General features: G+C 36.2%; 26 protein-coding genes and 1 riboswitch. All 26 genes read left to right on the top strand.

The features are described from left to right. Positions 1–151 precede the first annotated feature (151 nt). Complete coding sequence (gene hflX, locus AC6FXG_RS00470) at positions 152–1,375, top strand: GTPase HflX (protein ID WP_500571122.1); 1,224 nt, start codon at positions 152–154, stop codon at positions 1,373–1,375. Next, positions 1,344–1,979 (top strand): IMPACT family protein, encoded by a 636-nt coding sequence (locus AC6FXG_RS00475; protein ID WP_500571123.1) that lies wholly within the window; start codon positions 1,344–1,346, stop codon positions 1,977–1,979. The genes hflX and AC6FXG_RS00475 overlap by 32 nt, the downstream gene beginning before the upstream one ends. After that, positions 1,976–2,692 carry an NAD(+) synthase gene (nadE, locus tag AC6FXG_RS00480; protein ID WP_500571124.1) on the top strand — a complete coding sequence of 239 codons (717 nt, stop codon included), beginning with the start codon at positions 1,976–1,978 and terminating at the stop codon, positions 2,690–2,692. Before AC6FXG_RS00475 ends, nadE begins: the two co-directional genes overlap by 4 nt. A 1-nt stretch (position 2,693) precedes the next feature. Next, a complete protein-coding gene (locus tag AC6FXG_RS00485; RefSeq protein ID WP_500571125.1) occupies positions 2,694–3,419 on the top strand; it encodes a YebC/PmpR family DNA-binding transcriptional regulator in 726 nt (241 codons plus the stop codon). After that, positions 3,403–4,062, top strand: coding sequence for a TIGR01906 family membrane protein (locus AC6FXG_RS00490; RefSeq protein ID WP_500571126.1), 660 nt, complete (start codon positions 3,403–3,405; stop codon positions 4,060–4,062). Before AC6FXG_RS00485 ends, AC6FXG_RS00490 begins: the two co-directional genes overlap by 17 nt. Then, positions 4,049–4,705, top strand: coding sequence for a deoxyribose-phosphate aldolase (gene deoC / locus AC6FXG_RS00495; protein ID WP_500571127.1), 657 nt, complete (start codon positions 4,049–4,051; stop codon positions 4,703–4,705). Before AC6FXG_RS00490 ends, deoC begins: the two co-directional genes overlap by 14 nt. Positions 4,706–4,884: 179 nt before the next feature. Further along, the gene (mraZ, locus tag AC6FXG_RS00500; protein ID WP_075573865.1) at positions 4,885–5,319 is read left to right on the top strand and encodes a division/cell wall cluster transcriptional repressor MraZ; all 435 of its coding nucleotides are present in this window, start codon (positions 4,885–4,887) and stop codon (positions 5,317–5,319) included. After that, positions 5,319–6,251, top strand: coding sequence for a 16S rRNA (cytosine(1402)-N(4))-methyltransferase RsmH (rsmH, locus tag AC6FXG_RS00505; protein ID WP_099950375.1), 933 nt, complete (start codon positions 5,319–5,321; stop codon positions 6,249–6,251). The genes mraZ and rsmH overlap by 1 nt, the downstream gene beginning before the upstream one ends. A gap of 8 nt (positions 6,252–6,259) precedes the next feature. After that, positions 6,260–6,679, top strand: a complete 420-nt coding sequence (locus AC6FXG_RS00510) for a septum formation initiator family protein (RefSeq protein WP_500571128.1) — start codon at positions 6,260–6,262, stop codon at positions 6,677–6,679. Positions 6,680–6,681: 2 nt separating this feature from the next. Next, positions 6,682–8,847 carry a penicillin-binding transpeptidase domain-containing protein gene (locus AC6FXG_RS00515; RefSeq protein WP_500571129.1) on the top strand — a complete coding sequence of 722 codons (2,166 nt, stop codon included), beginning with the start codon at positions 6,682–6,684 and terminating at the stop codon, positions 8,845–8,847. Positions 8,848–8,864: 17 nt separating this feature from the next. After that, positions 8,865–9,824: a phospho-N-acetylmuramoyl-pentapeptide-transferase gene (gene mraY / locus AC6FXG_RS00520; RefSeq protein ID WP_500571130.1), complete on the top strand. Its 960-nt coding sequence runs from the start codon at positions 8,865–8,867 to the stop codon at positions 9,822–9,824. A 7-nt stretch (positions 9,825–9,831) separates the two neighbouring features. After that, positions 9,832–11,136, top strand: coding sequence for a UDP-N-acetylmuramoyl-L-alanine--D-glutamate ligase (murD, locus tag AC6FXG_RS00525; protein ID WP_500571131.1), 1,305 nt, complete (start codon positions 9,832–9,834; stop codon positions 11,134–11,136). Beyond that, entirely contained in the window at positions 11,126–12,235 is a 1,110-nt protein-coding gene (locus AC6FXG_RS00530) for an FtsW/RodA/SpoVE family cell cycle protein (RefSeq protein WP_500571132.1), read from the top strand. The genes murD and AC6FXG_RS00530 overlap by 11 nt, the downstream gene beginning before the upstream one ends. Then, the gene (locus AC6FXG_RS00535) at positions 12,232–13,287 is read left to right on the top strand and encodes a UDP-N-acetylglucosamine--N-acetylmuramyl-(pentapeptide) pyrophosphoryl-undecaprenol N-acetylglucosamine transferase (protein ID WP_500571133.1); all 1,056 of its coding nucleotides are present in this window, start codon (positions 12,232–12,234) and stop codon (positions 13,285–13,287) included. Before AC6FXG_RS00530 ends, AC6FXG_RS00535 begins: the two co-directional genes overlap by 4 nt. 1 nt (position 13,288) lies before the next feature. Beyond that, on the top strand, positions 13,289–14,053 hold the full coding sequence (locus tag AC6FXG_RS00540; RefSeq protein WP_500571134.1) for a cell division protein FtsQ/DivIB: 765 nt from the start codon (positions 13,289–13,291) through the stop codon (positions 14,051–14,053). Then, positions 14,043–14,765 carry a DUF881 domain-containing protein gene (locus AC6FXG_RS00545; protein ID WP_500571135.1) on the top strand — a complete coding sequence of 241 codons (723 nt, stop codon included), beginning with the start codon at positions 14,043–14,045 and terminating at the stop codon, positions 14,763–14,765. Before AC6FXG_RS00540 ends, AC6FXG_RS00545 begins: the two co-directional genes overlap by 11 nt. Further along, positions 14,752–15,417: a DUF881 domain-containing protein gene (locus AC6FXG_RS00550; protein ID WP_500571136.1), complete on the top strand. Its 666-nt coding sequence runs from the start codon at positions 14,752–14,754 to the stop codon at positions 15,415–15,417. The genes AC6FXG_RS00545 and AC6FXG_RS00550 overlap by 14 nt, the downstream gene beginning before the upstream one ends. Further along, the gene (locus tag AC6FXG_RS00555) at positions 15,417–15,755 is read left to right on the top strand and encodes a small basic family protein (RefSeq protein WP_500571137.1); all 339 of its coding nucleotides are present in this window, start codon (positions 15,417–15,419) and stop codon (positions 15,753–15,755) included. The genes AC6FXG_RS00550 and AC6FXG_RS00555 overlap by 1 nt, the downstream gene beginning before the upstream one ends. 45 nt (positions 15,756–15,800) lie before the next feature. Then, positions 15,801–16,865, top strand: a complete 1,065-nt coding sequence (gene ftsZ, locus AC6FXG_RS00560) for a cell division protein FtsZ (RefSeq protein WP_075573853.1) — start codon at positions 15,801–15,803, stop codon at positions 16,863–16,865. A gap of 57 nt (positions 16,866–16,922) precedes the next feature. Next, positions 16,923–17,387 (top strand): transcriptional regulator NrdR, encoded by a 465-nt coding sequence (nrdR, locus tag AC6FXG_RS00565; RefSeq protein ID WP_075573852.1) that lies wholly within the window; start codon positions 16,923–16,925, stop codon positions 17,385–17,387. Further along, positions 17,377–18,189 (top strand): Cof-type HAD-IIB family hydrolase, encoded by an 813-nt coding sequence (locus tag AC6FXG_RS00570; protein WP_500571138.1) that lies wholly within the window; start codon positions 17,377–17,379, stop codon positions 18,187–18,189. Before nrdR ends, AC6FXG_RS00570 begins: the two co-directional genes overlap by 11 nt. Next, positions 18,183–18,650 carry a tRNA (uridine(34)/cytosine(34)/5-carboxymethylaminomethyluridine(34)-2'-O)-methyltransferase TrmL gene (gene trmL / locus AC6FXG_RS00575; protein ID WP_500571139.1) on the top strand — a complete coding sequence of 156 codons (468 nt, stop codon included), beginning with the start codon at positions 18,183–18,185 and terminating at the stop codon, positions 18,648–18,650. The genes AC6FXG_RS00570 and trmL overlap by 7 nt, the downstream gene beginning before the upstream one ends. Positions 18,651–18,720: 70 nt before the next feature. After that, complete coding sequence (locus AC6FXG_RS00580) at positions 18,721–20,331, top strand: Na/Pi cotransporter family protein (RefSeq protein ID WP_500571140.1); 1,611 nt, start codon at positions 18,721–18,723, stop codon at positions 20,329–20,331. A gap of 175 nt (positions 20,332–20,506) precedes the next feature. Continuing rightward, positions 20,507–20,593: riboswitch (glycine riboswitch) on the top strand. Between the two features lie 114 nt (positions 20,594–20,707). Continuing rightward, complete coding sequence (trxB, locus tag AC6FXG_RS00585; RefSeq protein WP_500571141.1) at positions 20,708–21,649, top strand: thioredoxin-disulfide reductase; 942 nt, start codon at positions 20,708–20,710, stop codon at positions 21,647–21,649. A gap of 28 nt (positions 21,650–21,677) precedes the next feature. Further along, positions 21,678–21,992, top strand: coding sequence for a thioredoxin TrxA (gene trxA / locus AC6FXG_RS00590; protein WP_296255252.1), 315 nt, complete (start codon positions 21,678–21,680; stop codon positions 21,990–21,992). A gap of 97 nt (positions 21,993–22,089) precedes the next feature. Beyond that, on the top strand, positions 22,090–23,376 hold the full coding sequence (locus AC6FXG_RS00595; RefSeq protein ID WP_500571142.1) for a glycine/sarcosine/betaine reductase component B subunit: 1,287 nt from the start codon (positions 22,090–22,092) through the stop codon (positions 23,374–23,376). Positions 23,377–23,409: the final 33 nt, after the last annotated feature.

Consider the following 23,409-nt stretch of genomic DNA (forward strand, 5'->3'; position numbering starts at 1 on the left):
ATAAAATAAAATTTAATTTAATAAATACTCCCAGACGCTTAAAAATTTTAATGGCGATTTTGGGAGTATTTTTTGTTTGTAAATTTAAAATGTTTTGCTTGGCATATAGCAATTTGTAAGCTTTTATGTTAAAATAGACCTTGGTGATATATTGATTAAAGATAAAAATGTAATGTTAATAGCTATTGATTTTTCTGATGAGACTTTTGAGCAAAAAGAAAATCGAGAGCTAATAAAATCTGCTGGCGGCAAAGTGCTGGCTACTGGTATCCAAAAAAATAGAGAAATTAAACCGGCCATGTACTTTGGTTCGGGCAAGCTGGAATATTTTAAAAATATTTGCCAGGAATTAAATATAGATACAGTGGTAGTAGGCCATGAGATTTCACCGTCTCAGCTATCGAATCTGGTAGATTTTTTTGATTTACAAGTCTTGGATAGAAATATGCTTATCCTAGAGCTCTTTAGTCAAAGGGCCAAGACTTCTTTTGGTAAGCTCCAAGTTGAACTTGCCAACAAAGAATATATGCTGCCCAGGCTTATTGGGGCTGGCAAAAATATGGATAGGCAGGCAGGCGTTACAGGTATGAGGGGGGCCGGTGAACAAAAGCTGGAACTCGACAGGAGACGCTTGCGTGCATCAATCGACTCTTTGAGAAGAGAACTTGCCAACCAAGTCAAGGTCGAAGAGACCAAGGCCAAACGCCGAAAACGATCGGCTATACCGATTGTATCACTAGTTGGCTATTCCAACACGGGTAAGTCTACAATTTTAAATAGGATCTTGGAGCTTTCTGGCAAAGAAAATTCTGCTCAAGTTTATGCAGACGATAGGCTCTTTGCAACCCTGGATACATCGGCCAGGGAAGTGGAACTTCCACACGGGGCCAAGATTATTTTAACAGATACTGTTGGACTCATTTCGCATTTGCCACACCAATTGGTGGACGCTTTTTCATCGACATTAGATGAAATTAAATATGCGGACCTTTTGGTAAATGTTTTGGATATTTCAAATGAAAACCTCCACATAGAGGAGGAGACCATGGCTAAGCTTTTAAAAGATCTGAATTTAGGCAATAAAAAGATTTTAAAGGTCTATAATAAAATAGATAAGACCGACCATGGAGACTTCAAAGAAGACGGAGATCTGAATATTTCTGCCTTTGATGACGGGGATATAAATAAGCTCTTATTAAAGATTGAAGAGAGGTTATTTGGTAAAATAGAGAAGGTCAATAGAAAATTTTCTTTTGATTCCCAGGCTGACATGGATGAATATATTAAATCAAACAAGGTTTTAGATATAAATTACGACGAAAATGGAGCGGAGGTGGTTGCCCTTGAATATACAGGGACAAGTAAAACCCTTTAAGTCATCCCAGTCAACTTATGAATACAAGTATGAGATTAAAAAATCCATTTTTTTGGCCGAAAGCAAAATGGTGTTGACAGTAGAAGAGGCGGAGGACTTTGTTCAGTCAATTAGAGACAAACACCCAAAGGCCACTCACCATGTTTATGCTTACAGCATTATCCACGGTGGATTAAAGCAAAAGGCGGATGATGATGGAGAGCCAAGCGGTACTTCTGCCATGCCAATACTTAAGGCCATAGAATTAAATGGTCTTCAGAATATTGTAATTGTAGTTACCAGATATTTTGGAGGCATAAAGCTTGGGGCAGGAGGCTTATCAAGAGCCTACATGGCTGCGACAACTGGAGTAATAGAAGAGTTTGGTATCAGGGAATTTAAAGAATACCAAGACTTGGATATTTATATGGATTATGAATCCTATGACATCTTTCTAAATTATGTAAAAAATGCTAAAATAGACCTTATCGACAGTGAATTTTTGGAAAACGTTAGAGCTACTATTAGTATTAAGCTTGAAGATGTCGGAAAAATCGAGGGCGAGATTTTAAATTTAACTGCTGGAAAAGCTCTTATAGAAAAGAAGGGAATTAAACTCAAGTGAAGAGAGAAATAGAAAAGATTAGAGAGTTTTTAATAGATTATGCAAGAAAGTCGGGCACGGATGGATATGTGCTTGGAATTTCTGGCGGAGTTGATTCCTCGGTTTTATACAAGATTATAGAGCCGGTTAAGGAATTAAAATTTTTATCCGTCATGCTCCCCATCCATTCCTTGGAGACCGATGAGGACCACGCGAGAATTTTAACCCGAGGCAACGAAGCAAATGTTTTAAAAGTTGATCTCTCAGATGTATACGACGATCTTGTAAGGGTCTTACCCAAGACCGACCACAAGCTGGCCTATGCAAATATAAAGCCGCGTCTTAGGATGACGGCACTTTATAACATAGCCCAGGCCAATAATTTGTTGGTGGCAGGCGCTTCTAACAAGACCGAGTATATGATAGGATATTTTACCAAACACGGAGACAGCGGCGTTGATATTTTGCCGCTTGCTGATTTTACCAAGCATGAGATTTATGAGATGGCAAGAGACCTTGGAGTACCAGATGAAATTATTTTAAAGCCTCCATCTGCTGGACTTTATACTGGCCAGTCGGACGAAGAGGAAATAGGACTTTCCTATGACGACCTGGATGCTGGTGTCGAAGGTAGGCTAGAGGACGAAGAGAAAAATAAAAAGATTCAAAGGATGATAAAAATTTCCGACCACAAGAGGGCGGGAATTCCAATTTATAGAAAAGGAAGGGATTAATATGTCAGGACATTCAAAATGGAATAATATTAAAAACAAAAAAGGTAAGGAAGACGCAAGGAAGGCAAAAGAATTTACAAAAATTGCTAAGTACATTATGGTTGCAACAAAAGAAGGTGGACCAAATCCAGAATTTAATCCATCATTAAAATCAGCTATTGACAAGGCAAAATCTGTTAATATGCCTAACGATAACATTGAGCGTGCAATTAAAAAAGGTGCTGGAGAACTTGAAGGCGTAAACTTTGAAGAAATTATGTACGAAGGCTATGGGGTCGGCGGAGCTGCAATTATTGCCCACTGTTTGACAGACAATAGAAATAGAACAGCAGCTGACGTTAGACACCTCTTTGATAAAAATGGTGGCAACCTAGGCACATCAGGTTCTGTTATGTATATGTTTGAAATGCTTGGTTATTTGGCAATTGAGCTAAATGAAAAGATTGATTTAGATGAACTTATGATGACAGCCTTAGAAGCAGGCGCCCAAGATGTTATTAATGACGAAGAAGTAGTAGAAGTGTTTACCGCTCCTAATGATTTGGACACTGTTGCCCAAGGCCTTGAAGATGCAGGCTATAAAGTTGCAGCCAAGGACATTGGCTACTTCCCAGATAACACAATTACTTTGTCTGAAGACGACAAGGTTAAGATGCAAAAATTAGTTGACGCCCTTGAAGATCATGACGACGTTCAAGAGGTCTACCACAATGTCGAAGATCTATAGGACCAAGACTTTAAAAATTATTTTAATAATTGCAAGCAGCTTTATGCTACTGATTGCAGCTATATTTTACCAAGGCTTTAACAAGAAAACTTATAAAAAAATTTACTGGCAAACAAATATTAGTGAAAATACTGGTTATTCAGAAGAAGAATATTTAAAAGAAATCGATAATTATAAAGACTATTTGTTGAAGTCAAATGATTTGGCGCTGACGAGTGACAAGAGGTACACTGAAAATGAAATCCTCCACATGGAAGATGTTAGAGATATTTTTAAGGGGGCAAAAACATTTGCTTTAGTGACTCTTATTATTGCGATCATTTTCTTATTAATAATGGACAAGAAAAATTTAAGAGAATTTTTGAAATTTTCTCTTATTATTCCCTTTGTACCAGCTGTATTAATTTTGCCAGCTATCTTTAACTTTGATAAATTTTGGACCTTTTTCCACAAGATCCTTTTTAGGAATGACTTGTGGCTCATGGATCCAAATGAATCTTTGATGATAAATCTTTTGCCAGGGGAAATTTTCAACGCTATTGTTATTAAAGTTATTATTAGCTTTTTGATAGCCTGGCTTATATTTATGGGACTGATTTACATTTTGTATTTGACGAGGAGAGAAAAAAATGAAAATAAATAAATATTTTGATCACACACTTTTAAAGGCGGATGCTACACAAGATAAAATCGATAAGTTGATTGATGAAGCAAAAAAATATGATTTCTTTAGTGTTTGCATTAACCCATCTTGGATAGCTTACGCCAAGGAAAAACTTGCAGGCTCAGATGTAGAGGTCTGCACTGTAATAGGTTTTCCGCTGGGAGCTATGACCACAGAGGCAAAGGTTTTTGAAACTGAAGACGCCATAAAAAAAGGAGCCGATGAAATCGATATGGTTTTAAATATCGGCAGATTAAAAATGGGTGACAGGGAATATGTGGTCGATGAAATTAAAAAGATTAAGGCTGCCTGCAAGGACCATGTTTTGAAGGTTATAATTGAAACTGCACTTTTAAGTGAAGATGAAATTAGACTTGCAAGTAAGTGCGTGGTTGAAGGTGGGGCAGATTTTGTAAAAACTTCCACAGGATTCTCCACTCGGGGTGCAAATTTTGAAGATGTCAAGATTATGAAGGAAGTTGTGGGGGACAAAATAAAAATTAAAGCAGCTGGTGGAGTTTCTACTTACGAAGACGCTTTAAAGATGATAGAATGCGGGGCTAACCGTATTGGAGCAAGCAAATCTGCAATCATTATGGAAGAGTCAGAAAAAAATAAATAACGAAGTTTAAAATTTTGTCAAGAGGTACGCTTGAAAGAAGTCGGGATTAATAGCCCGACTTCTTTTTTTATTTATCAAATTTAATCTGATTGTCATAAATGTATGGAAATCAACATAAAAATGGTATAAAATATAAGCAAGTGGAGGAGAGTGGCAAGAAGTGTCACTAAGTGGTAAAAATGTTAATTGGTGAATTTAATCACAACCTTGATGAAAAGGGAAGGTTGACAATTCCATCTAAGTTTCGTGACGATCTCGGCGAGACCTTTATGATTACAAAAGGGCTCGACGGTTGTTTGATTGGTTACAATATGGAAGAGTGGACAAAATTCAGCGAAAAAATTAACGCCCTTCCTTCAGGAAAACCTGAAGCTCGTGCTATGTCAAGATTTTTCTTTAGCGGCGCTTCAGATGTGCAACTTGATAAGCAAGGCAGAATTTTAATTCCACCAAGCTTGAGAGAGCACGCAAATTTATCAAAAGAAGTTTATATTACTGGTGCAAGTTCAAGGATTGAAATTTGGGATGCAGACGCTTGGAAGAAATACTCCAACCCAACAGACAAATCTATTGAAGACATTGCAGCTGAATTTGGAGAGCTGGGGTTATTCTAATGGAATTCAATCACATTTCGGTTTTAAAAGATGAAGTTATTAATGAAATGAGAATTAAACCGGATGGTTTGTATCTAGATGGAACCATAGGTGGCGGAGGCCATTCTTATGAGATCGCCAAGCGCTTAACTACAGGCAAGCTTGTGGGGATTGACAGGGACCAGGATGCACTTGATTTTGCAGGAAATAGACTTTCAGAATTTAAAGATAATATTATTTTAATCAAAGGCAATTTTAAAAATATGAGAGAACTCCTAATGCCATACGGTTTGTTTGGCTTTGATGGAATCCTCTTGGATATAGGGGTTAGCTCATATCAAATTGACAATAAAGACAGAGGCTTCACCTTTAGCGGTGAATCCAAACTCGATATGAGGATGGATGAAAGTCAAGACCTAAGTGCATACGAGGTTGTAAATGAATACGACCTTGACAGGCTGACGGAAATTTTCTTTAAATACGGCGAAGAAAGGTATTCGAGGCGAATTGCAAGAAAAATTGTAGAGGAAAGAGAAAAAGCGCCTATTGTTTTGAATTCAGACTTAGTTGAGCTGATAAAAATTTCGATACCTTATGAGGCAAAAAAATCTGAGATAAAAATCATCGCACGGATTTTCCAAGCCATCAGAATTGAAGTCAATGATGAGCTTGAGAGTTTAAAGAAGGTTATACCAGATGCTTTAAGTTTACTTAAAAAAGGTGGGAGATTAGAAATTATCAGCTTCCACTCACTGGAGGATAGGATTGTAAAAGAGGCCTTTAACTATGCGGCCAAAGACTGCATTTGCGATCCTAAGGCACCAATTTGTACTTGCGATAAAGTTAAAGAGGGAAGAGTTATTACTAAAAAACCTATTATTCCATCAAAAGAAGAAATTAGGAATAACTCTAGGTCTAGAAGTGCAAAGTTAAGAGTAATTGAGAGAGTATAGGAGGAATTATGACAAATCTAGCATACGATTATAGTTTAGAAGAAACTACCGTTGTTCAAGAAAAAGAAAGGCCGGTTGCAAAGACTAATTTTGGTAAAAGAATTATGTCAAAAGCATTTTTCCTTGTTCTTGTGGTTTGCATAAGCTCAGTTAATATACTTATTAATTATTCAACTCTCGCTAATGTAAAAAATTCAGTTGAATTAAAGAAAAAAGAAAATGTAAAACTGGAAAAAGAAATTAAATTAATGGAAGCTAAGCTAGAGGAAATTATTAGTGCCAAGGCTGTTGAAGAAATTGCAACAGAACAATTAGGCATGTTTTACCCTTCAGAAGAAGATAAGATTTATATAAACTCAAGGGAACAAGAATATGTTAAAGAAAAACCGAAAAAAGAAATTGGATTTATGGGGTTATTTACTAAGTAATTATGGCAAATAAAAAAAGAAAGAATAGGCTTAATCAAAAAAACCTGCGTATATCATTGGTATTTTTTGCATTTACTCTTTTTGTTTTGTACGTTATCATTAAATATGCAAATATTTCAATTGTCAAAGGGGAAGAATATCGAAAGATGGCCCTGGAGCAACTTACCAAATCCTTCAGAGGAAATGATAATCGCGGCGAGATTTTAGATGATGAAGGCGTTAGGATTGCAGTTAATATCCCTGCCTTTACCATTTGGGCCAACCCAAAAGAATACGAAGAAAATACCGCCAAGACAGAATTGGCTGCGAAATTAGCCGAGATCTTGGAAATGGATTCTGAGGATATAAAAAAATACTTAAACGGCGAAAAGAGAAGCAAGATTGTCCAATGGGCAAGCGAAGATCAAGTAAAGAAAATTAGTGAAATTGAAGATTTAAGAGGAATATCTTTAGAGGAAGTGCAAAAGCGTTTTTATAACGATGGTGTGCTTTTTAATCATATATTGGGTTTTACTGATATTGACCAAAATGGGCTTTCAGGAGTTGAGATGACCTTTAATGAAGAGTTAAAAGGCGAACCTGAACGCATTGTTAAAAAGACGGATGCCTCAAACCAAGAGCTCCCATTTCAAGACACAATTCACTATGGTGGACAAAATCATGGTGATGTAGTGCTTACAATAAATAGTAAAATTCAAAGGATTGTTCAAGACGAAGCTATCAGAACAAAAGAAGATAATTTAGCAAAATCAGTAAGCATAACTCTTATAGATCCAATGACTGGAGATATACTGGCTATGTCTGATACAAATTTGTTTGACCCAAATGACCACAGGGCACCAGTAGATGAAGAGCAAGCAGAGGAATGGAAGGATAAAACTCCAGAAGAGATGCCAGAACTCTGGCAGCAAAACTGGAATAATCTAAATGTCAATGTCCTCTTTGAACCTGGTTCTACTTTTAAAACTGTAACTTTGGCGGCTGCTATTGAAGAGGGAGTTGTAGATGATTCAACTGACCTTTATTGTGGCGGAGCTATAACCGATATACCAGGAGTTACGCTTAGATGTGTAAGATGGCAACATCCTCATGGTCATCTAAATATAACTGAGGCTTATTCAGAAAGCTGCAACGTTGCATTTATAGAAATAGCCAGAAAATTAGGCAGAGAAAAGTTTTTGAAATACATTAGGGGTTTTGGCTTTGGAGAAAAATCCGGCGTGCGTTTAAACGCAGAGCAAGTTGGACTTATTCCAAATGATTTAAGGGAGATGACTCCTGTTAGGTTGGCTACAGCTTCCTATGGGCAGGGGATTGCGACCACAAACTTACAAATGGCTATGGCAACTGCTGCAGCTGTTAATGGTGGAAACCTTTTGACACCAAGAATTGTAAAAGAAGTTAGATCTGGCGATACAGTTATAGAAAAATTTCCTGTAGAAATTAGAAGAAAAGTTATTAGCAAATACACTTCTGATAAGATGAGAGAAATTATGGAATACTCTGTTATTCATATGAATAAAAAGGGTGCAGTTCCAGGCTACAGAGTTGGTGGCAAGAGTGGCACGGCCCAGGTTGCTAAAAACGGCAAGTACGTAGACGGACTTTATATGTCAAGTTTTATTGGAGTTGCTCCAATTGACGATCCCAAAATTTTGGTTCTGGTAAATGTAGAAGAGCCAGGTAATGGACAAAGTTTTGGTGGTTCAGTTGCAGGACCTGTTAGCGCTCGCATTATGGAAAAAGTGCTTCCTATGCTGGGTGTCAAACCATCCGACGAAAATGTAGAATTGAAGACTGGTGTAGTAGCAGTTCCAGATATAATTGGCCTGCCATTTTCTCAAGCGACAAAGGCTTTGAGAGAGGTTGGACTTAAATATTATATAGATGAAGAAGAGTTAAGTGAATACTCTATTATAAAGGAAATTTCCATCCCTGCATTTACAAATGTTGACAGGGGTACAATTATAGATATAAAATTAGAAAAAGTTGATAAAAACAAATTTACGCCAGACTTTATTGGCCTAAGTATTGTTGATGCCATCAAGCTTGCTGAAGAATATGATTTAGATGTAAGTGTCAGTGGCGAAGGTAAATGTGTAGAGCAATCGATTGAAGCGGGAAGCTTCCTAAAAGAAAAGAAGATTAAACTCACATTTAAGGAATAGTTTTTATAAGGGGAAATATGGAATATTTATATTTTGGTTTGCCAATGGTAATTACTTTGCTAATTGGCAAACCCTTTATAGCTTATTTGAAGAAGTTAAAATACGGACAAGAAATCAGAAAAGAAGGGCCGCAAAGTCATTTAAAAAAAGCAGGCACACCAACGATGGGAGGTATATTATTTACCTTCTCTTTTGTGATTATGCTGACAATTTGCTTGCTGACTACAAAGGAAGCCGATTTGGTAAAGGTTTTATTTATCGGTTTTTCAAGCCTCTATTATGGATACTTGGGCTATACTGATGACATACAAAAAGTAATTAAGAAAGACAATTTGGGACTAACTGCCAAGCAAAAGTTTTTGGCTCAGCTGGTATTTTCAGTCTTGATGATTTTATTTTCTAGATTTGTTTTAAAAATCGACACTAATGTTCATTTGCCTTTCTCAGATAAAATGATTGACCTTGGATATTTTTATTATCCAATTATGATTATTATGATCACTGGTGCATCAAACGGAGTTAATCTTACAGATGGACTTGATGGTTTGTGTGCAGGCGTCAGTGCAATCGTAATTTTGGGGCTCTCATTTTTGGCTAAGAGATATGGCCAAAGCGAAGTTCAAATTTTATCCCTGGCCTTATCAGGCGCTTTAATTGGATTTTTATTTTATAACTTCAATCCAGCCAAGGTTTTTATGGGAGACACAGGGTCCCTATTTATTGGAGGCTTTTTAGCTTCAAGCTTTATGGTAATGAAGATGCCCCTACACTTGATAGTGCTTGGAATTTACTATGTGGTTGAAACACTTTCAGTTATTATTCAAGTTGCTTCATTTAAATTGACGGGTAAGAGGGTGTTTTTGATGAGCCCTATTCACCATCACTTTGAGATGAAAGGGCACAAGGAAAAAAACATTGTCCTTGTATCATATGTATTAGTCGCAATTGTAGCGGTTTTAACAGCAATCTACGGGTAGGTGAAAGATGATTTTGGTAATGGGTCTTAGCAAGACCGGCAATTCTATTTGTGAATATCTGACAAAAAAACAAGTTCACTTTGCAGTTTATGATGGTGACTCTGAAAAAGTCAAAGACTACGAGAAGCGTGGTATTAAATCCTTTGCAGGCGATGAAATTATAGATTTAAAAAATATTGACCTTGCTGTTAAAAGTCCTGGCTTTCCGCCACACGAGGCCCATGTGAAGGCCTTAAGAGACGAAGGTGTAAAAATAATTACCGATATAGAATTTTTTTACCATGAATTTAAACCGCAAAATATTGTTGCAGTTACAGGGACCAATGGCAAGACTACTGTTACCAGGATGATTGGCATGCTCCTTGAAGATAAAAATGCAAGAGTTGCGGGCAATATTGGCACGCCTATTATGGAAATTGAAGTTAAAGACGAAGATATTTATGTCTTTGAACTTTCCAGTTTTCAATTAAATGATATAGATGAGTTTAGGGCTCACGTCAGCCTACTTTTAAATATCGAAGAAGATCATTTGGATTGGCATGGGAATTTTGAAAATTATAAAAATGCCAAGTACAATGTCTTCAAGAATCAAAGAGAAGATGACTATTTAATTATAGATAAGGATAGGATTGATAAGTCTTCATTAAAGACAAAATCCAAAATTTTGACCGTGTCATTAGAAGATAAAAATGCAAATGCATATTTTGATGGGGAAAAGATAAATTTCAATTTTGAAGGCAATAAATTTGAGATTTCTTTGGACCAAATAAAATACAAGCAAAAACACAATCTATCAAATCTGGCAGCTTCGGTTATGGCGGCTGTTTTAATGGGAGCTGACCAAGGGGATATAGATAGGTTTTTAAAGGATTTTAAACTCGACCCGCACAGGATGGACAGCTTTTTAATCCATAAGGGAGTTGAATTTGTGGACGATTCAAAGGCCACAAACCCTTCCGCTGTCGTAATGGCTATGAGAAATTACGATGATAATGCAATTTTAATTTTGGGTGGCTATGACAAGGGAACAGATTTTTCTGAAATCTTTGAGGAATGTAGGGACATTAAAATGTTTTTGCTTGAAGGTGGCATCAAGGATAAATTAAAGGAAAATGCTGACAGACTCGGCATTAAAAATTATAAAGTTTTTGATAATTTGAAAGAGGCCAGCAAGTTTGGCTTTGAAATTGCTGAAGCAAACGATAAGTTGATTTTAAGCCCTGGGGCCAGCAGTTTTGATGAATTTAAAGGCTATGCTGAACGCGGGGAAAAATTTCAAGAATATATTAAGGAGTTAATTAATGGCAAATAGAAGACCAGTAATAGTTTTTTTAATATTGGTTTTAATTCTCTTAACTTTGGGAGTTATGATGGTTTATTCATCCAGTTATCCTTTTGCAATCAAGTATGCAGAAAGGTTTAATAACGACCCCAACTATTTTGGTAAGAGACAATTTATATTTGTTATAATTGGATTAATTGGCATGCTTGTTGCATACAAACTACCGATTAACTTCTTTAGGTACGCAAGTCCAGCCATTCTTTTTGGATCTGTATTTATGTGTGCTTTAACCTTTACGCTATTTAAAGATCAAACGGTAAATGATGTTTATAGGTGGTTAAGGATTGGGCCTATAAGCTTTCAACCGAGTGACTTTTTGAAGCTTGGTGTGGGTTTATTTTTCCCGGCTGTTATGTCTAGGAGAAAAATCTCAGGACAAACTAGGGCTATAATTTTATTTATAATAGCTCTTTCTGCTGGCGTAGTATATTTGCAAAAGGACTTGGGGACAGTTATTGTAATATTAGGCGTAATATTTATTTTATATTTTATAACTCATATGACAATGGCAGAATTTCTCCTATACACAAGTGGAGGAGTTATATTTCTTGTATATGCTATATTTGGTACTCAGTATAGAAGAAACAGGTGGAATGCATTTTTAGACCCATTTTCAGACAGACTAGATACGGGCTGGCACGCAATTCAAAGTATGTATGCAGTTGCAAACGGAGGTTTTGGTGGCGTAGGAATTGGAAATTCAATACAAAAACACGGCTATGTTTATGCAGCATATTCGGACTACATTTTTTCTATTATATCTGAAGAGCTAGGAATGTTTGGCGGCATGCTGGTAATATTTGCAATACTTGGAATTGTTTTGATACCAGTGTTTTTCTCCAGAAAACTTGAAGATAAGTATGAAAGATTAGTTTTGCTTGCCTTTTCATTATTTGTCTTTATTCAAAGTTTTATTCATATAGCTGTTGTTTTAAATGCTATTCCAGCCAAGGGAATCACTCTGCCATTTATAAGTTATGGTGGGTCATCTATTATTACTTATTGCGGATTTGCAGGTGTGGCTTTAAATATAATGAGCAAAGGAAAGTTGAAGGTGCAAAGAAAATGAGGATATTTTTAACAGGTGGTGGAACAGCAGGCCACATTTATCCTGCTATTGCCATCGGCGAAGAACTTAAAAAACAAGCAGATGTGGAAATATTTTATGTAGGTGTGCCTGGACTTTTGGAAGAAAAAATTGCTGAGAGGGAAGGCTATAAGTTTTTGGGCATACATTCTAAGCCCCTTTACTTGAAGCCGAGTTTAAAGGCTATAAAATCTGCTAATGCGTTTTTTAAAGGGCTAAGGGAGTCCAAAAAACATATCAAAGAATACAAACCAGATGCTGTAGTGGCAACTGGGGGATATGTATCAGGGCCAATTGGCTATGCGGCTCATTTAAAAAAAGTTCCACTCTTTATTCATGAGTCAAATGCTCACTATGGGGTTACGACTAGGTTTTTAGACAGGTATTCAGACATTACCTTTTATCCATTTAAAGATGACATAAAAAAATTTAAAAAATCATCAAACAAGGTTTATGGCGGAATTCCTATTAGGTCAAACTTCGATCACTATGATGGACAAACTGAAGACTTGGTCTTGTCATTTGGTGGTAGCGGCGGACAAAAATCCATTAATGAAGCCGTGGCTGAAATTTTTAATAGTCACGCGGATCTGCCCTTTAGATGGGTCCATATATGCGGATTGAATTGGGAAAAAGAATTTCAAGAAGCAGTAAAAAATCTTCCTGCATACGCCGAAGTTTACACATACAACCACGAGCTATTTGATATTATGGCTAAGGCCAAAGTTGTTATATCAGGCTGCGGAGCTCAAGGCCTTACAGAAATTGCGGCTATGAAAAAGCCGTCGATATTGATTCCTAAGTCTTATGTAAAGGAAAATCATCAATATTACAACGCTCTTAAATATTATGAAAAAAATGCTGCCCAAATGATAACTGAAGACCAGCTAAATGGTGAAAAGCTTTTGGCCATGGTTGAAGATATTATTGAGACCAAAGAAAAGATGAACCAAATGTCTGAAAATGTTGGTCAGTTTTATGAGCCTGACTCAGCAAAGATAATTGCTAGAAATATCTTGGAGGCTCTAAAATAAAATGAAAAAGATGACAAGAAAAGAAAAAAGACGGCTCGAAAAGATTAGGCGGGCTGGAATATTTGCAGCTATTATCAGTGTTCTTGGAGTCTTGTATTTGCTTTTTAATACTAGTTTTTTCAAACTGGATGTAATTGGAGTCAGCGGTTGTAAAAAAACGACTGAAAAAGAAGTTGTGGATGCGAGTGCTTTAAAATATGGAGAAAATATTTTAAAAGCCAACGTTAAGGCGGCTGAGGAAAATATTAGGAAACTTCCTTATATAAAGGATGTGCAAATATCTAGGGAGTCGAAAAATAAAATTTCAATAGAAATCACAGAAAGAGACGAAGACTTCAGCTATTATTCAGGTGGAAAGATTTATATTTGTGACAGTGAGGGCAGGGTCCTTAAAAGAGTTGAGGCTACTGATGTTTTACCTCTAGTAAAAGGTCACGAAATAAAGGCAATTCAACCAGGGGATAATATATTTGAAATAGACGAAAGTCTAGAGTCGCTCAAGGTGATTTTGGATACAGCCAGAGAGGTTGGAGAACTCAAGAAATACAAGGAAATCCGTTTTCAAAAGAACAATGAATTTGGTATGCTTAGGCAAGGCAATGTAAAAATTGACTTTGGAAGGGCTGAAAATATAAAGTACAAGTTAAACTTTATTATAAACGCCTTAGAAAACTTAAGCGATCAGGGTAAATCAGCGGAGATTATAAAGCTCAATATGGACCCGGCTGTAATAGTTCCAAAAAAGGAGGACAAGGATGAAGAATAAATATTCTTTAGCTTTATTGATTGTATCAATCCTTTTGGGAATAGTAATAGGCCTCCAGGTTAGGACTGTTAGCAAAAACAATTCAATTAAAACCAAGGATGGAGAGCTAAGGTCCAGAGAACTGGCGACAGAGCTTAAAAAATCAATAGAAGAAAGAGATAGGCAAAGGAAGGAAATAGAAGATTTAAACAATTTAATTCTGGCCTATGAAAACAAATACAAAGAAAATGACGACAAGACAAGTATCTTGTACGATGAAATTGAAAAATATAAAAAACTAGCCTGCATGACTGATGTAAGTGGCAAGGGAATTATAATTACAATAAATAATCCTAAAGGTGTAGAAGATACAGGTTCTTCTATAGACAATAATCCGGAGATAATTTTAAGATTGATTTCAGTTTTAAACTCTGCAGGAGCAGAGGCGATTTCAATTAATGGCCAAAGGATTACTGCCTATACTGAAGTTGAACTTGCTCAAAGGCTTTTGGAGATAAATGGCGTTAGCGTTAGTTCTCCTATTATTATAAAGGCTATTGGAGACAAGGACACGATTATTCCTGCCATTAACATTAAAACCGGTGTTATGGATTCCTTAAGAAATTATGGCTTTGAAGCTATTGTTAAAGAAGATGATAATGTCAGCATAGAAAAAATTAATATGCTAAAAGATTTTAAATTTGCTAAGACGGTTTCAAATGAAGATAAATAAATCCATAATCATAGTTACAGTTTTTATGAGCATCTTGTTTGGACTGAGCCTTAAAATGAATGTTGAAACTGAGGATATGGACAAGGAGTTTGTAAGCGAAAATAAAAACAAGGAGCTTGCAATTGTCAATGAACAAATAAGGGTAAACAAGGAAATCATTAGTAATTTAAATGAAAAGGTCTTGCAGATAAAAAGCCTTCAGTCTCCTGAGGTCATGGAAGACCATTTAAAGCATGAGAGAGATAAGTATCAAGAGCTGGCCTGCGAGACGGATTTGATTGGCCAGGGAGTTGAAATTGTTTTAGAAGATAGCAAGGATAGCGTATTTCAAAATACAAATTTTGGAATCGTGCACGATATTGATATCATAAATATAATAAATGACTTAAAATCTAATGGCGCTGAGGCGATTTCTATTAATGATATAAGGGTAATAGAAACTACAGATGTAAAGTGTGGAGGCCCAATTGTTAGGATTGATGGTGTACCAAAGGCGGTTCCATTTGTAATAAGGGCTATAGGTGATGCAGAAAAGTTATATGCGGGTTTATATGATACAAACGGCTATTTAAAGTTGCTAGAAGAAGTTTACAGCATAAGGGTTGAGATAAATAGATCAGATGAAATATTTATTCCAAAGAAGGTGAGATAGTGTTAATAGTTATTTTGGGTTTAATAGTTGGTGTAATGATAGGTGTGATTTTACCATACACTTATAATACTGCCTACACGATTTACGTGTCGGTTATTATACTAGCATCAATGGATTCAGTTTTTGGAGGAATTAATGCTAGCTTGCAAGACAAGTTTGAAAACAAAATATTTTTGTCGGGTTTTATAGGCAATACAATAATTGCAGTTGTGCTTACTTATTTTGGACAAAAAGTAGGAGTGCCAATGTACTATGCAACAATTGTAGTTTTTGGTAGCAGAATTTTTAATAATTTTGCTGAGATAAGAAGAATTTTAATTAAAAATAGCATTAATTAGAATTTTGTGGTATAATATATACAAGAAATTTTTAGGGGGAAAGTTATGATCGATTTTGAAATGGACGTTGACAAATTTGCCAAGATCAAAGTTATAGGTGTTGGCGGAGGCGGAAACAACGCAGTAAACAGAATGATTGAATGTGGAGTTAAGGGCGTTGAATTTATTGCATTAAATACAGACCGTCAAGCCCTTCAATCAAGCAAGGCTGAAACAAGAGTTCAAATTGGAGACAAGATTACAAAGGGACTTGGTGCAGGAGCTAACCCAAGCATCGGCGCTCAAGCAGCAATGGAAAACAAAGATGAAATCATTGCTGAATTAAGTGGTGCTGATATGGTATTTATTGCCAGTGGTATGGGTGGCGGTACTGGTACAGGAGCTGCTCCAGTTGTAGCTGAACTCGCAAAAGATATGGGCATACTTACAGTTGGTGTTGTCACAAAACCATTTACATTTGAAGGCAGACAACGCATGAGAAATGCTGAAACAGGTATTGCTGAATTAAAAATGAAAGTTGATACTCTAGTTATCATCCCTAACGACAAACTTCTTCAAATTTCTGAAAAGAAAACGACAATGAGAGATGCGTTTATGATGGCTGATGATGTTTTAAGACAAGGTATTCAAGGCATTTCAGATTTGATTTCAGTACCTAACTTAATCAATCTTGACTTTGCAGACGTTAAAACAATTATGCAAGATCAAGGCATTGCTCACATGGGTATCGGATTTGCTCAAGGAGATAATCGTGCTACCGAAGCTGCAAAGCTTGCAATTGAATCTCCTCTACTAGAAACATCTATAGAAGGTGCAAAATCTGTTCTTATTAATATTACAGGTTCAGAAGATTTGGGTATGCTTGAATTAAACGAAGCATCAGACTTCATTAGACAAGCGGTTGACCCAGATGCAAATATTATTTTCGGTGCTGGTATTGATGAATCACTTGGTGACTCAATCAAGATTACAGTTATTGCAACTGAATTCGAAGGCAAGGCTGCTGGCAAACAAGCAGATGCAGTTGAAGGTTCAGAAGAAACAGAAGATAAAGAAGAAAAGAAAGCAGATCCTTGGCAGCTTGATATTCCGCCATTCTTAAGAGGATAGTATTAGATTAGGCGCTTGGTAAACAAGCGTCTTTTTGTTATGTAATAGGAGGTAATTATGTATTGTCCAAGATGTGGCTACCATGATTCAAAAGTAGTTGATAGTAGACAAAGCGAAGACCATAAAACAATTAGAAGAAGACGTGAATGTCTCAAGTGTCAATTTAGGTTTACGACCTATGAAAGATATGAGATGGCTCCACTTTTAGTTTCAAAGAAAGATGGATCTACCCAAGAATTTGATAGAGAAAAGATCTTAAGAGGTATCATTAGAGCCTGTGAAAAAAGACCAGTTACTTCTGAAACTATGAATAAGATTGTCGATAATGTCGAAAGAGAATGCAGAAACCAAATGGTAAAGCAAATTCCAACATCAGAAATTGGAGAGATGGTTATGGAAGCTCTGAAAAAAGTTGACGAGATAAGCTATGTTAGGTTCGCAAGTGTATACAGGTCTTTTAAAGACTCAAAAACTTTTATGGAAGAGCTCAAAAAGATAATTGAGGAAACAGATGGCAATTAAACTAATGGCTTTTGATATGGATGGCACCTTATTAAATAGCAACTATGAAATTTCAAATAACACTTTAAAAGCCCTGCATTACGCCCAGGACAATGGTATAAAACTCGCTCTTATAACGGGTAGGGTCTATATTAGTCCAAAGAAATACAAGGAAGTCTACGGGTTAAATGCATCAATTGCAAGCACAAATGGAGCTTGCATTTTTGATGAGAATGACAATAAAATTTATAATGCTCCAATTGATAGAGATAAGTTAAATCTGGCAATTGATCTTTTAAGGAAAACGGATATGTATTTTCATCTATATCCAATTGATGGACTAATAACTCCTTATGGTGACAATCCAAGCGCCACCAATAGGAGAAGGATGCCAAAGGGCTATGACGATCTCTTGAAAGTTAGGATTATGGATTTTGACGCAATGAAAAACTTGGACGAAGAGATTTATAAAATAATAATAATTGACGACGACAATGAAAAAAGGCTTGCCTTTAGGAGACTTTTGGATGAAAACAATATTCACAACAGCTCATCATGGATTAATAATATAGAAATAACATCGCCACTTGCTACAAAAGAAATTGCCATTAAAACAATTGCTCAAAGTCACAATATAGATTTGAAAGATGTGGCCGCTTTTGGAGACAATGAAAATGATTTGCCTATGCTAAATATAGTTGGTCATGGATTTTTGATGGGGAATGCTCCTGATCATATAAAAGCTATTTCAAAATCAGAAATCATTGGTCATTATAATGAAGAGGGTGTATACAAAAAAATTAAGGAGCTACTAGGATGTTAAATATTGTTTTGCATGAACCGGAAATTCCCCATAACACAGGAGCCATTGCCAGGACTTGCGCCCTGACATCGACCAGGCTTCATTTAATAGAGCCCTTTGGCTTTGAAATTTCAGACAAGTATTTAAAAAGATCTGGACTAGATTACTGGCCGCTTGTTGATCTTAGCATTTATAAAAATTTTGAAGAATTTATAGAAAAAAACAAGGGGGCTAATATTTATTTTGCAACTACCAAGGCCACAAAGTATTATCATGAAGTAGAATACAAGGACAATGATTTTATTGTTTTTGGTAAAGAAACCAAGGGGCTGCCAAATGAAATTCTAGATGCCTATAGGCAATCATTAATAAAAATTCCTATGATAACGGAGATAAAAAGAAGTTTAAATTTGGCCAACTCTGCGAATATTGTCCTATATGAGGCTCTCCGTCAATTGGATTTTCCCTTCCTAAAAAGGTGATCTAAAACACTTTACAATTTAATAAATAAGATATACAATAGAATTAGAATATTTTTTAAAGGAGTAGCATATGGAAATTGCGATGCAAGTCATAGGAGGATTGGGACTCTTTTTATATGGCATGACACTAATGGGCGATGGTCTACAAAAGGCTGCGGGTAGAAAACTTAAAGCGATTGTAGGCGCCCTTACCAAATCTACAATTAGAGGCATAATAGTTGGTGCTTTTGTAACGGCCATGATTCAATCAAGTGCTGCTACAACTATTATGGTTGTGGGTTTTGTTAATGCTGATATAATGACCCTTACTCAAGCTCTCGGAGTCATTATGGGTGCCAATATTGGTACAACCATGACAGGTATATTGATTGCTTTAAATTTAAATCAATATGCCCCACTTTTGATAGGCATCGGAACGCTTCTAGTGCTCGCTGGAAAAAACAAAACTGTCAAGGCAACGGGGGAAGCTATCCTAGGCTTTGGTATTTTGTTTTTCGGTATGATGACAATGGAAGGCGGGCTCGCACCATTAGGCGATACTCCTTTTTTTGTTAACGCAATTGCCACCTTGCAATCACCAATTATTGGTATGCTAGTTGGTTTTGTTGCCACAGCTATGGTTCAAAGCTCATCTGTTATAGTTGGTATTGTCCAAGCCCTTGGCATGCAAAATTTAATTACAATCGGAGCTGCTTTTCCCATCCTATTAGGATCCAATATCGGTAGTACTATAACAGCTGCCATTAGCTCCATGGGCGCTCATAGGACTGCAAAGAGGGCGGCATTTTTACACTTTATTTTCAACGTAATAGGCTCTGTTATTTTCTTAATATTATTTGTTATTTTTAAAGAGCCATTCGTCAATTTTATGGAAAGCAATTTTTCATCGCTCCCATCTCAAATAGCTATCAGCCACTTGGGCTTTAACCTTATAAATACCATGTTATTATATCCATTTACTAAACAACTTGTAGCCTTAGCTGAAAAAGTTATACCAGGCAGCGACAACGGGGATGAGTTTACAGTTTACCTTGACGAAAGAATGTTAAAGACTCCGTCAATTGCTTTGGGTCAAGCCATGCAGGAAACTCTTAGAATGGGTGACTTTGTAAAAGAAAGTCAGCAAGAGGTTAAAGATTTAATAATAAATAGCAAGGCTAAAAACTACGAATCTATTATGGAACGAGAAAAAGTTATAAATTCCATGCAGAGGTCAATTACCAATTATTTAGTTGCCTTAAGCCGTGAATCTCTATTGAATGACACAGAGCACAAGGAAATTGACGATCTTTTGTATATGATAAACGACATCGAAAGAGTTGGAGATCATATTAAAAATATTTGCGAACTCTACGAAGACATTGAAAGAGATGAAATAATTTTTTCTCAAGATGGTTTAGAGGAACTTGGTCATATGTTTGATGCCTGTGAAAATGTTTTCAAAACAGCTATAGAAGCTTTTGTAGAAAGAGATGAAGATTTAGCTCAAAAGGCTTTTGAAATAGAAGATAGTGTTGACCAAATGGAAGAAACTTATAGGCAAAACCACATACGTAGACTTGCCAATAAATATGTAGATGCTGCACCTGGCATTGTATTCTTGGATTGTATCTCAAATCTAGAAAGAATTAGTGACCACTCCAACAACATTGCTTCTTATGTAGTGAACAAGGAGAGTTAATAAGAAAAGTCAGCAAAGTTACAATAATAAAAACAATTAACTTTTTCCTTGAAAAAATGTTTTGAACTGTAATATACTTGGGTAGAGAATAGTTGATAATTAATCAATATAAAATATTGATGTTGATTTTATTTCAAAATATGATATAATTAATTTACAAACTTAATATACTGGATGATAGCACATAAGAGAGACCAGTTTGGCACCGAAGGTATAATAAGCTTTGCTTAGAAAACTCAGGTAAAAGAATTATGTGAAGGACAGAACTCTGAAGTTTTAAGCTATTTGCTACAGAATTGTAAGGAGTTCTTGTTTTTATGTCCGTTATTATTGTTTGTAGATTGGGTATATATAAAATAAGTTAAGGAGGGTTTTTATGTACGATATAGCAATTATCGGAGGCGGTCCAGCAGGACTAGCTGCTGGCTTATACGCAGCAAGAGCTAAGCTCAAAACAATCATTATTGAAAAAGAAAAAGCAGGTGGACAAATCGTTACTACTGATGAAGTAGCTAACTATCCAGGAAGCGTTGAAAACGCAGGCGGACCATCACTTATCAAAAGAATGAAAGAACAAGCTGAAGGATTTGGATCAGAATTTGTACTAGATACAATCCAAGAAGTTGAACTTGAAGGAAAAGTTAAAAAGCTTATCGGAAGAGAAAAAACTTATGAAGCCAAAGCAGTTATCGTTGCTACAGGTGCATCACCAAGATACATCGGATGCCCAGGTGAAAAAGAATTCACAGGTCGTGGCGTAAGCTACTGTGCTACATGTGACGCAGCATTCTTTGAAGATTTTGAAGTATATGTAGTTGGTGGTGGAGATTCAGCACTTGAAGAAGCTATGTACTTAACAAAGTTTGCTAGAAAAGTTACAATTATTTACAGAAAAGAAAAAGAAGACCTAAGGGCTGCTAAGAGCATCCAAGAAAAGGCTTTCAATAATCCAAAACTTGACTTTATATTCAACACAAATGTTGTAGAATTTAAGGGCGATGGTTTGTTAAGCACAATGGTTCTTGAAGATTCTAAAACAAAAGAAACTAGAGAAATCCATGCTGATGAAGAAGACGGAACATTTGGTTGCTTCGTATTTATCGGATTCCTACCACAAAATGACATTGTTAAAGACATCGTAGATATGGAAAACGGTTACATCGTAACAGATGAAAACATGCACACAAATATTCCAGGAGTATTTGCAGCAGGAGACAATAGAAAGAAACTATTAAGACAGGTGGTTACAGCTACCAGTGACGGCGCAATTGCTGCCACACAAGCTGAAAAATATATAGAAGAAAACTTTGCAGAATAGTCTGCAGCATTCTAAAAGGAGGAAATCAATGTTAGAATTAACAAAAGAAAATTTCGACCAAGAAGTTAAAGAAGCTGAAGGATACGTATTAGTAGATTTTTGGAGCCAATCATGCGAACCATGCAAAGCTTTAATGCCACATGTTCATGATATGGAAAAAGATTTCGAAAATATCAAATTCACATCATTTGATATCGGTTTAGGTAGAAGACTAGCTATTAGAGAAAAAGTTATGGGTCTACCAGTAATCGCTATCTACAAAGATGGTGAAAGAGTTGATGCAGTAACCACAGATGACGCAACAAAAGAAAATGTTCGCGCCATGCTTGAAAAGTACGCTTAAGTACTGGGTATAAATAATATACCAATAATTTAGTTTTAATCTGTACACCTCCCCGGTGCACAGATTAGATAAATAAATATTTTAAGGAGGTGAATTTATGCGTCTCGAAATAGGTAATATTCTTATTAAGGATATCCAATTCGGAAATGAAACTAAAATCGAAAACGGCACTCTCTTTGTTAACAAACAAGAAATTATCGATTTAGTTTTAGAGGACGAACACATCGCAACTGCAGATGTTGAACTTGCTAGACCAGGTGAAAGCATCAGAATTACACCAGTTAAAGATGTTGTTGAACCACGCGTAAAAGTTGAAGGCCCAGGGGGAATTTTCCCAGGGGTTATGTCAAAAGTTGATGTTGTAGGAAGTGGTAAAACCCACGTACTCAAAGGTTGTGCAGTTGTAACAACTGGTAAAGTTGTCGGCTTCCAAGAAGGAATCGTAGACATGACTGGACCAGGTGCAGACTACACACCATTTTCAAAAACTTTAAACATCGTATTGAAAGCTGATCCAATCGAAGGATTAAAGCAACACAATCACGAAAAGGCTCTAAGATTAGCTGGATTTAAAACAGCTATGTATCTTGCAGAAGCAGGAAGAAATGTAGAACCTGATGAAGTTGAAGTTTATGAAACATTACCTTTGATGGAAGGTGCTGAAAAATTCAAAGGACTACCAAGAGTAGCTTATGTACAAATGCTACAATCTCAAGGCCTACTCCATGACACATATGTATATGGTGTAGACGCAAAACAAATTGTACCAACACTGTTATATCCAACAGAAGTTATGGATGGAGCTATCATCAGCGGAAACTGTGTTTCAAGCTGTGATAAAAACCCAAGCTATGTTCACATGAACAACGACGTTATCAAGAATCTATACAAGATTCACGGCAAGGAAATCAACTTCGTAGGTATGATTATTACTAACGAAAACGTTTACCTAGCTGATAAGGAACGTTCTTCAAACTGGACAGCTAAACTTTGCAGATATTTAGATCTTGATGGTATCATTCTTTCACAAGAAGGATTTGGTAACCCAGATACAGACCTAATCATGAACTGCAAGAAGATTGAAAAACAAGGTGTTAAGACTGTTATCATTACAGACGAATATGCAGGCCGTGACGGTGCCAGCCAATCATTAGCTGACGCTGACCCACTAGCAGATGCTGTAGTAACAGGTGGTAACGCAAACGAAGTTGTTGTATTACCAAAACTTGACCATGTAATCGGCGATGAAAAATATGTTGCAATTATCGCTGGTGGATCCGACAAAGCAATTAGAGAAGACGGATTATTAGAAGTTGAAATCCAAGCAATTACAGGTGCAACAAACGAAACTGGATTTGGATATTTAACTGCTAGAGGAAAATAGTAATATTTTTCACAAACAATAACAAAAATTAAA

The sequence above is a fragment of the Ezakiella massiliensis genome (genome assembly GCF_059862345.1).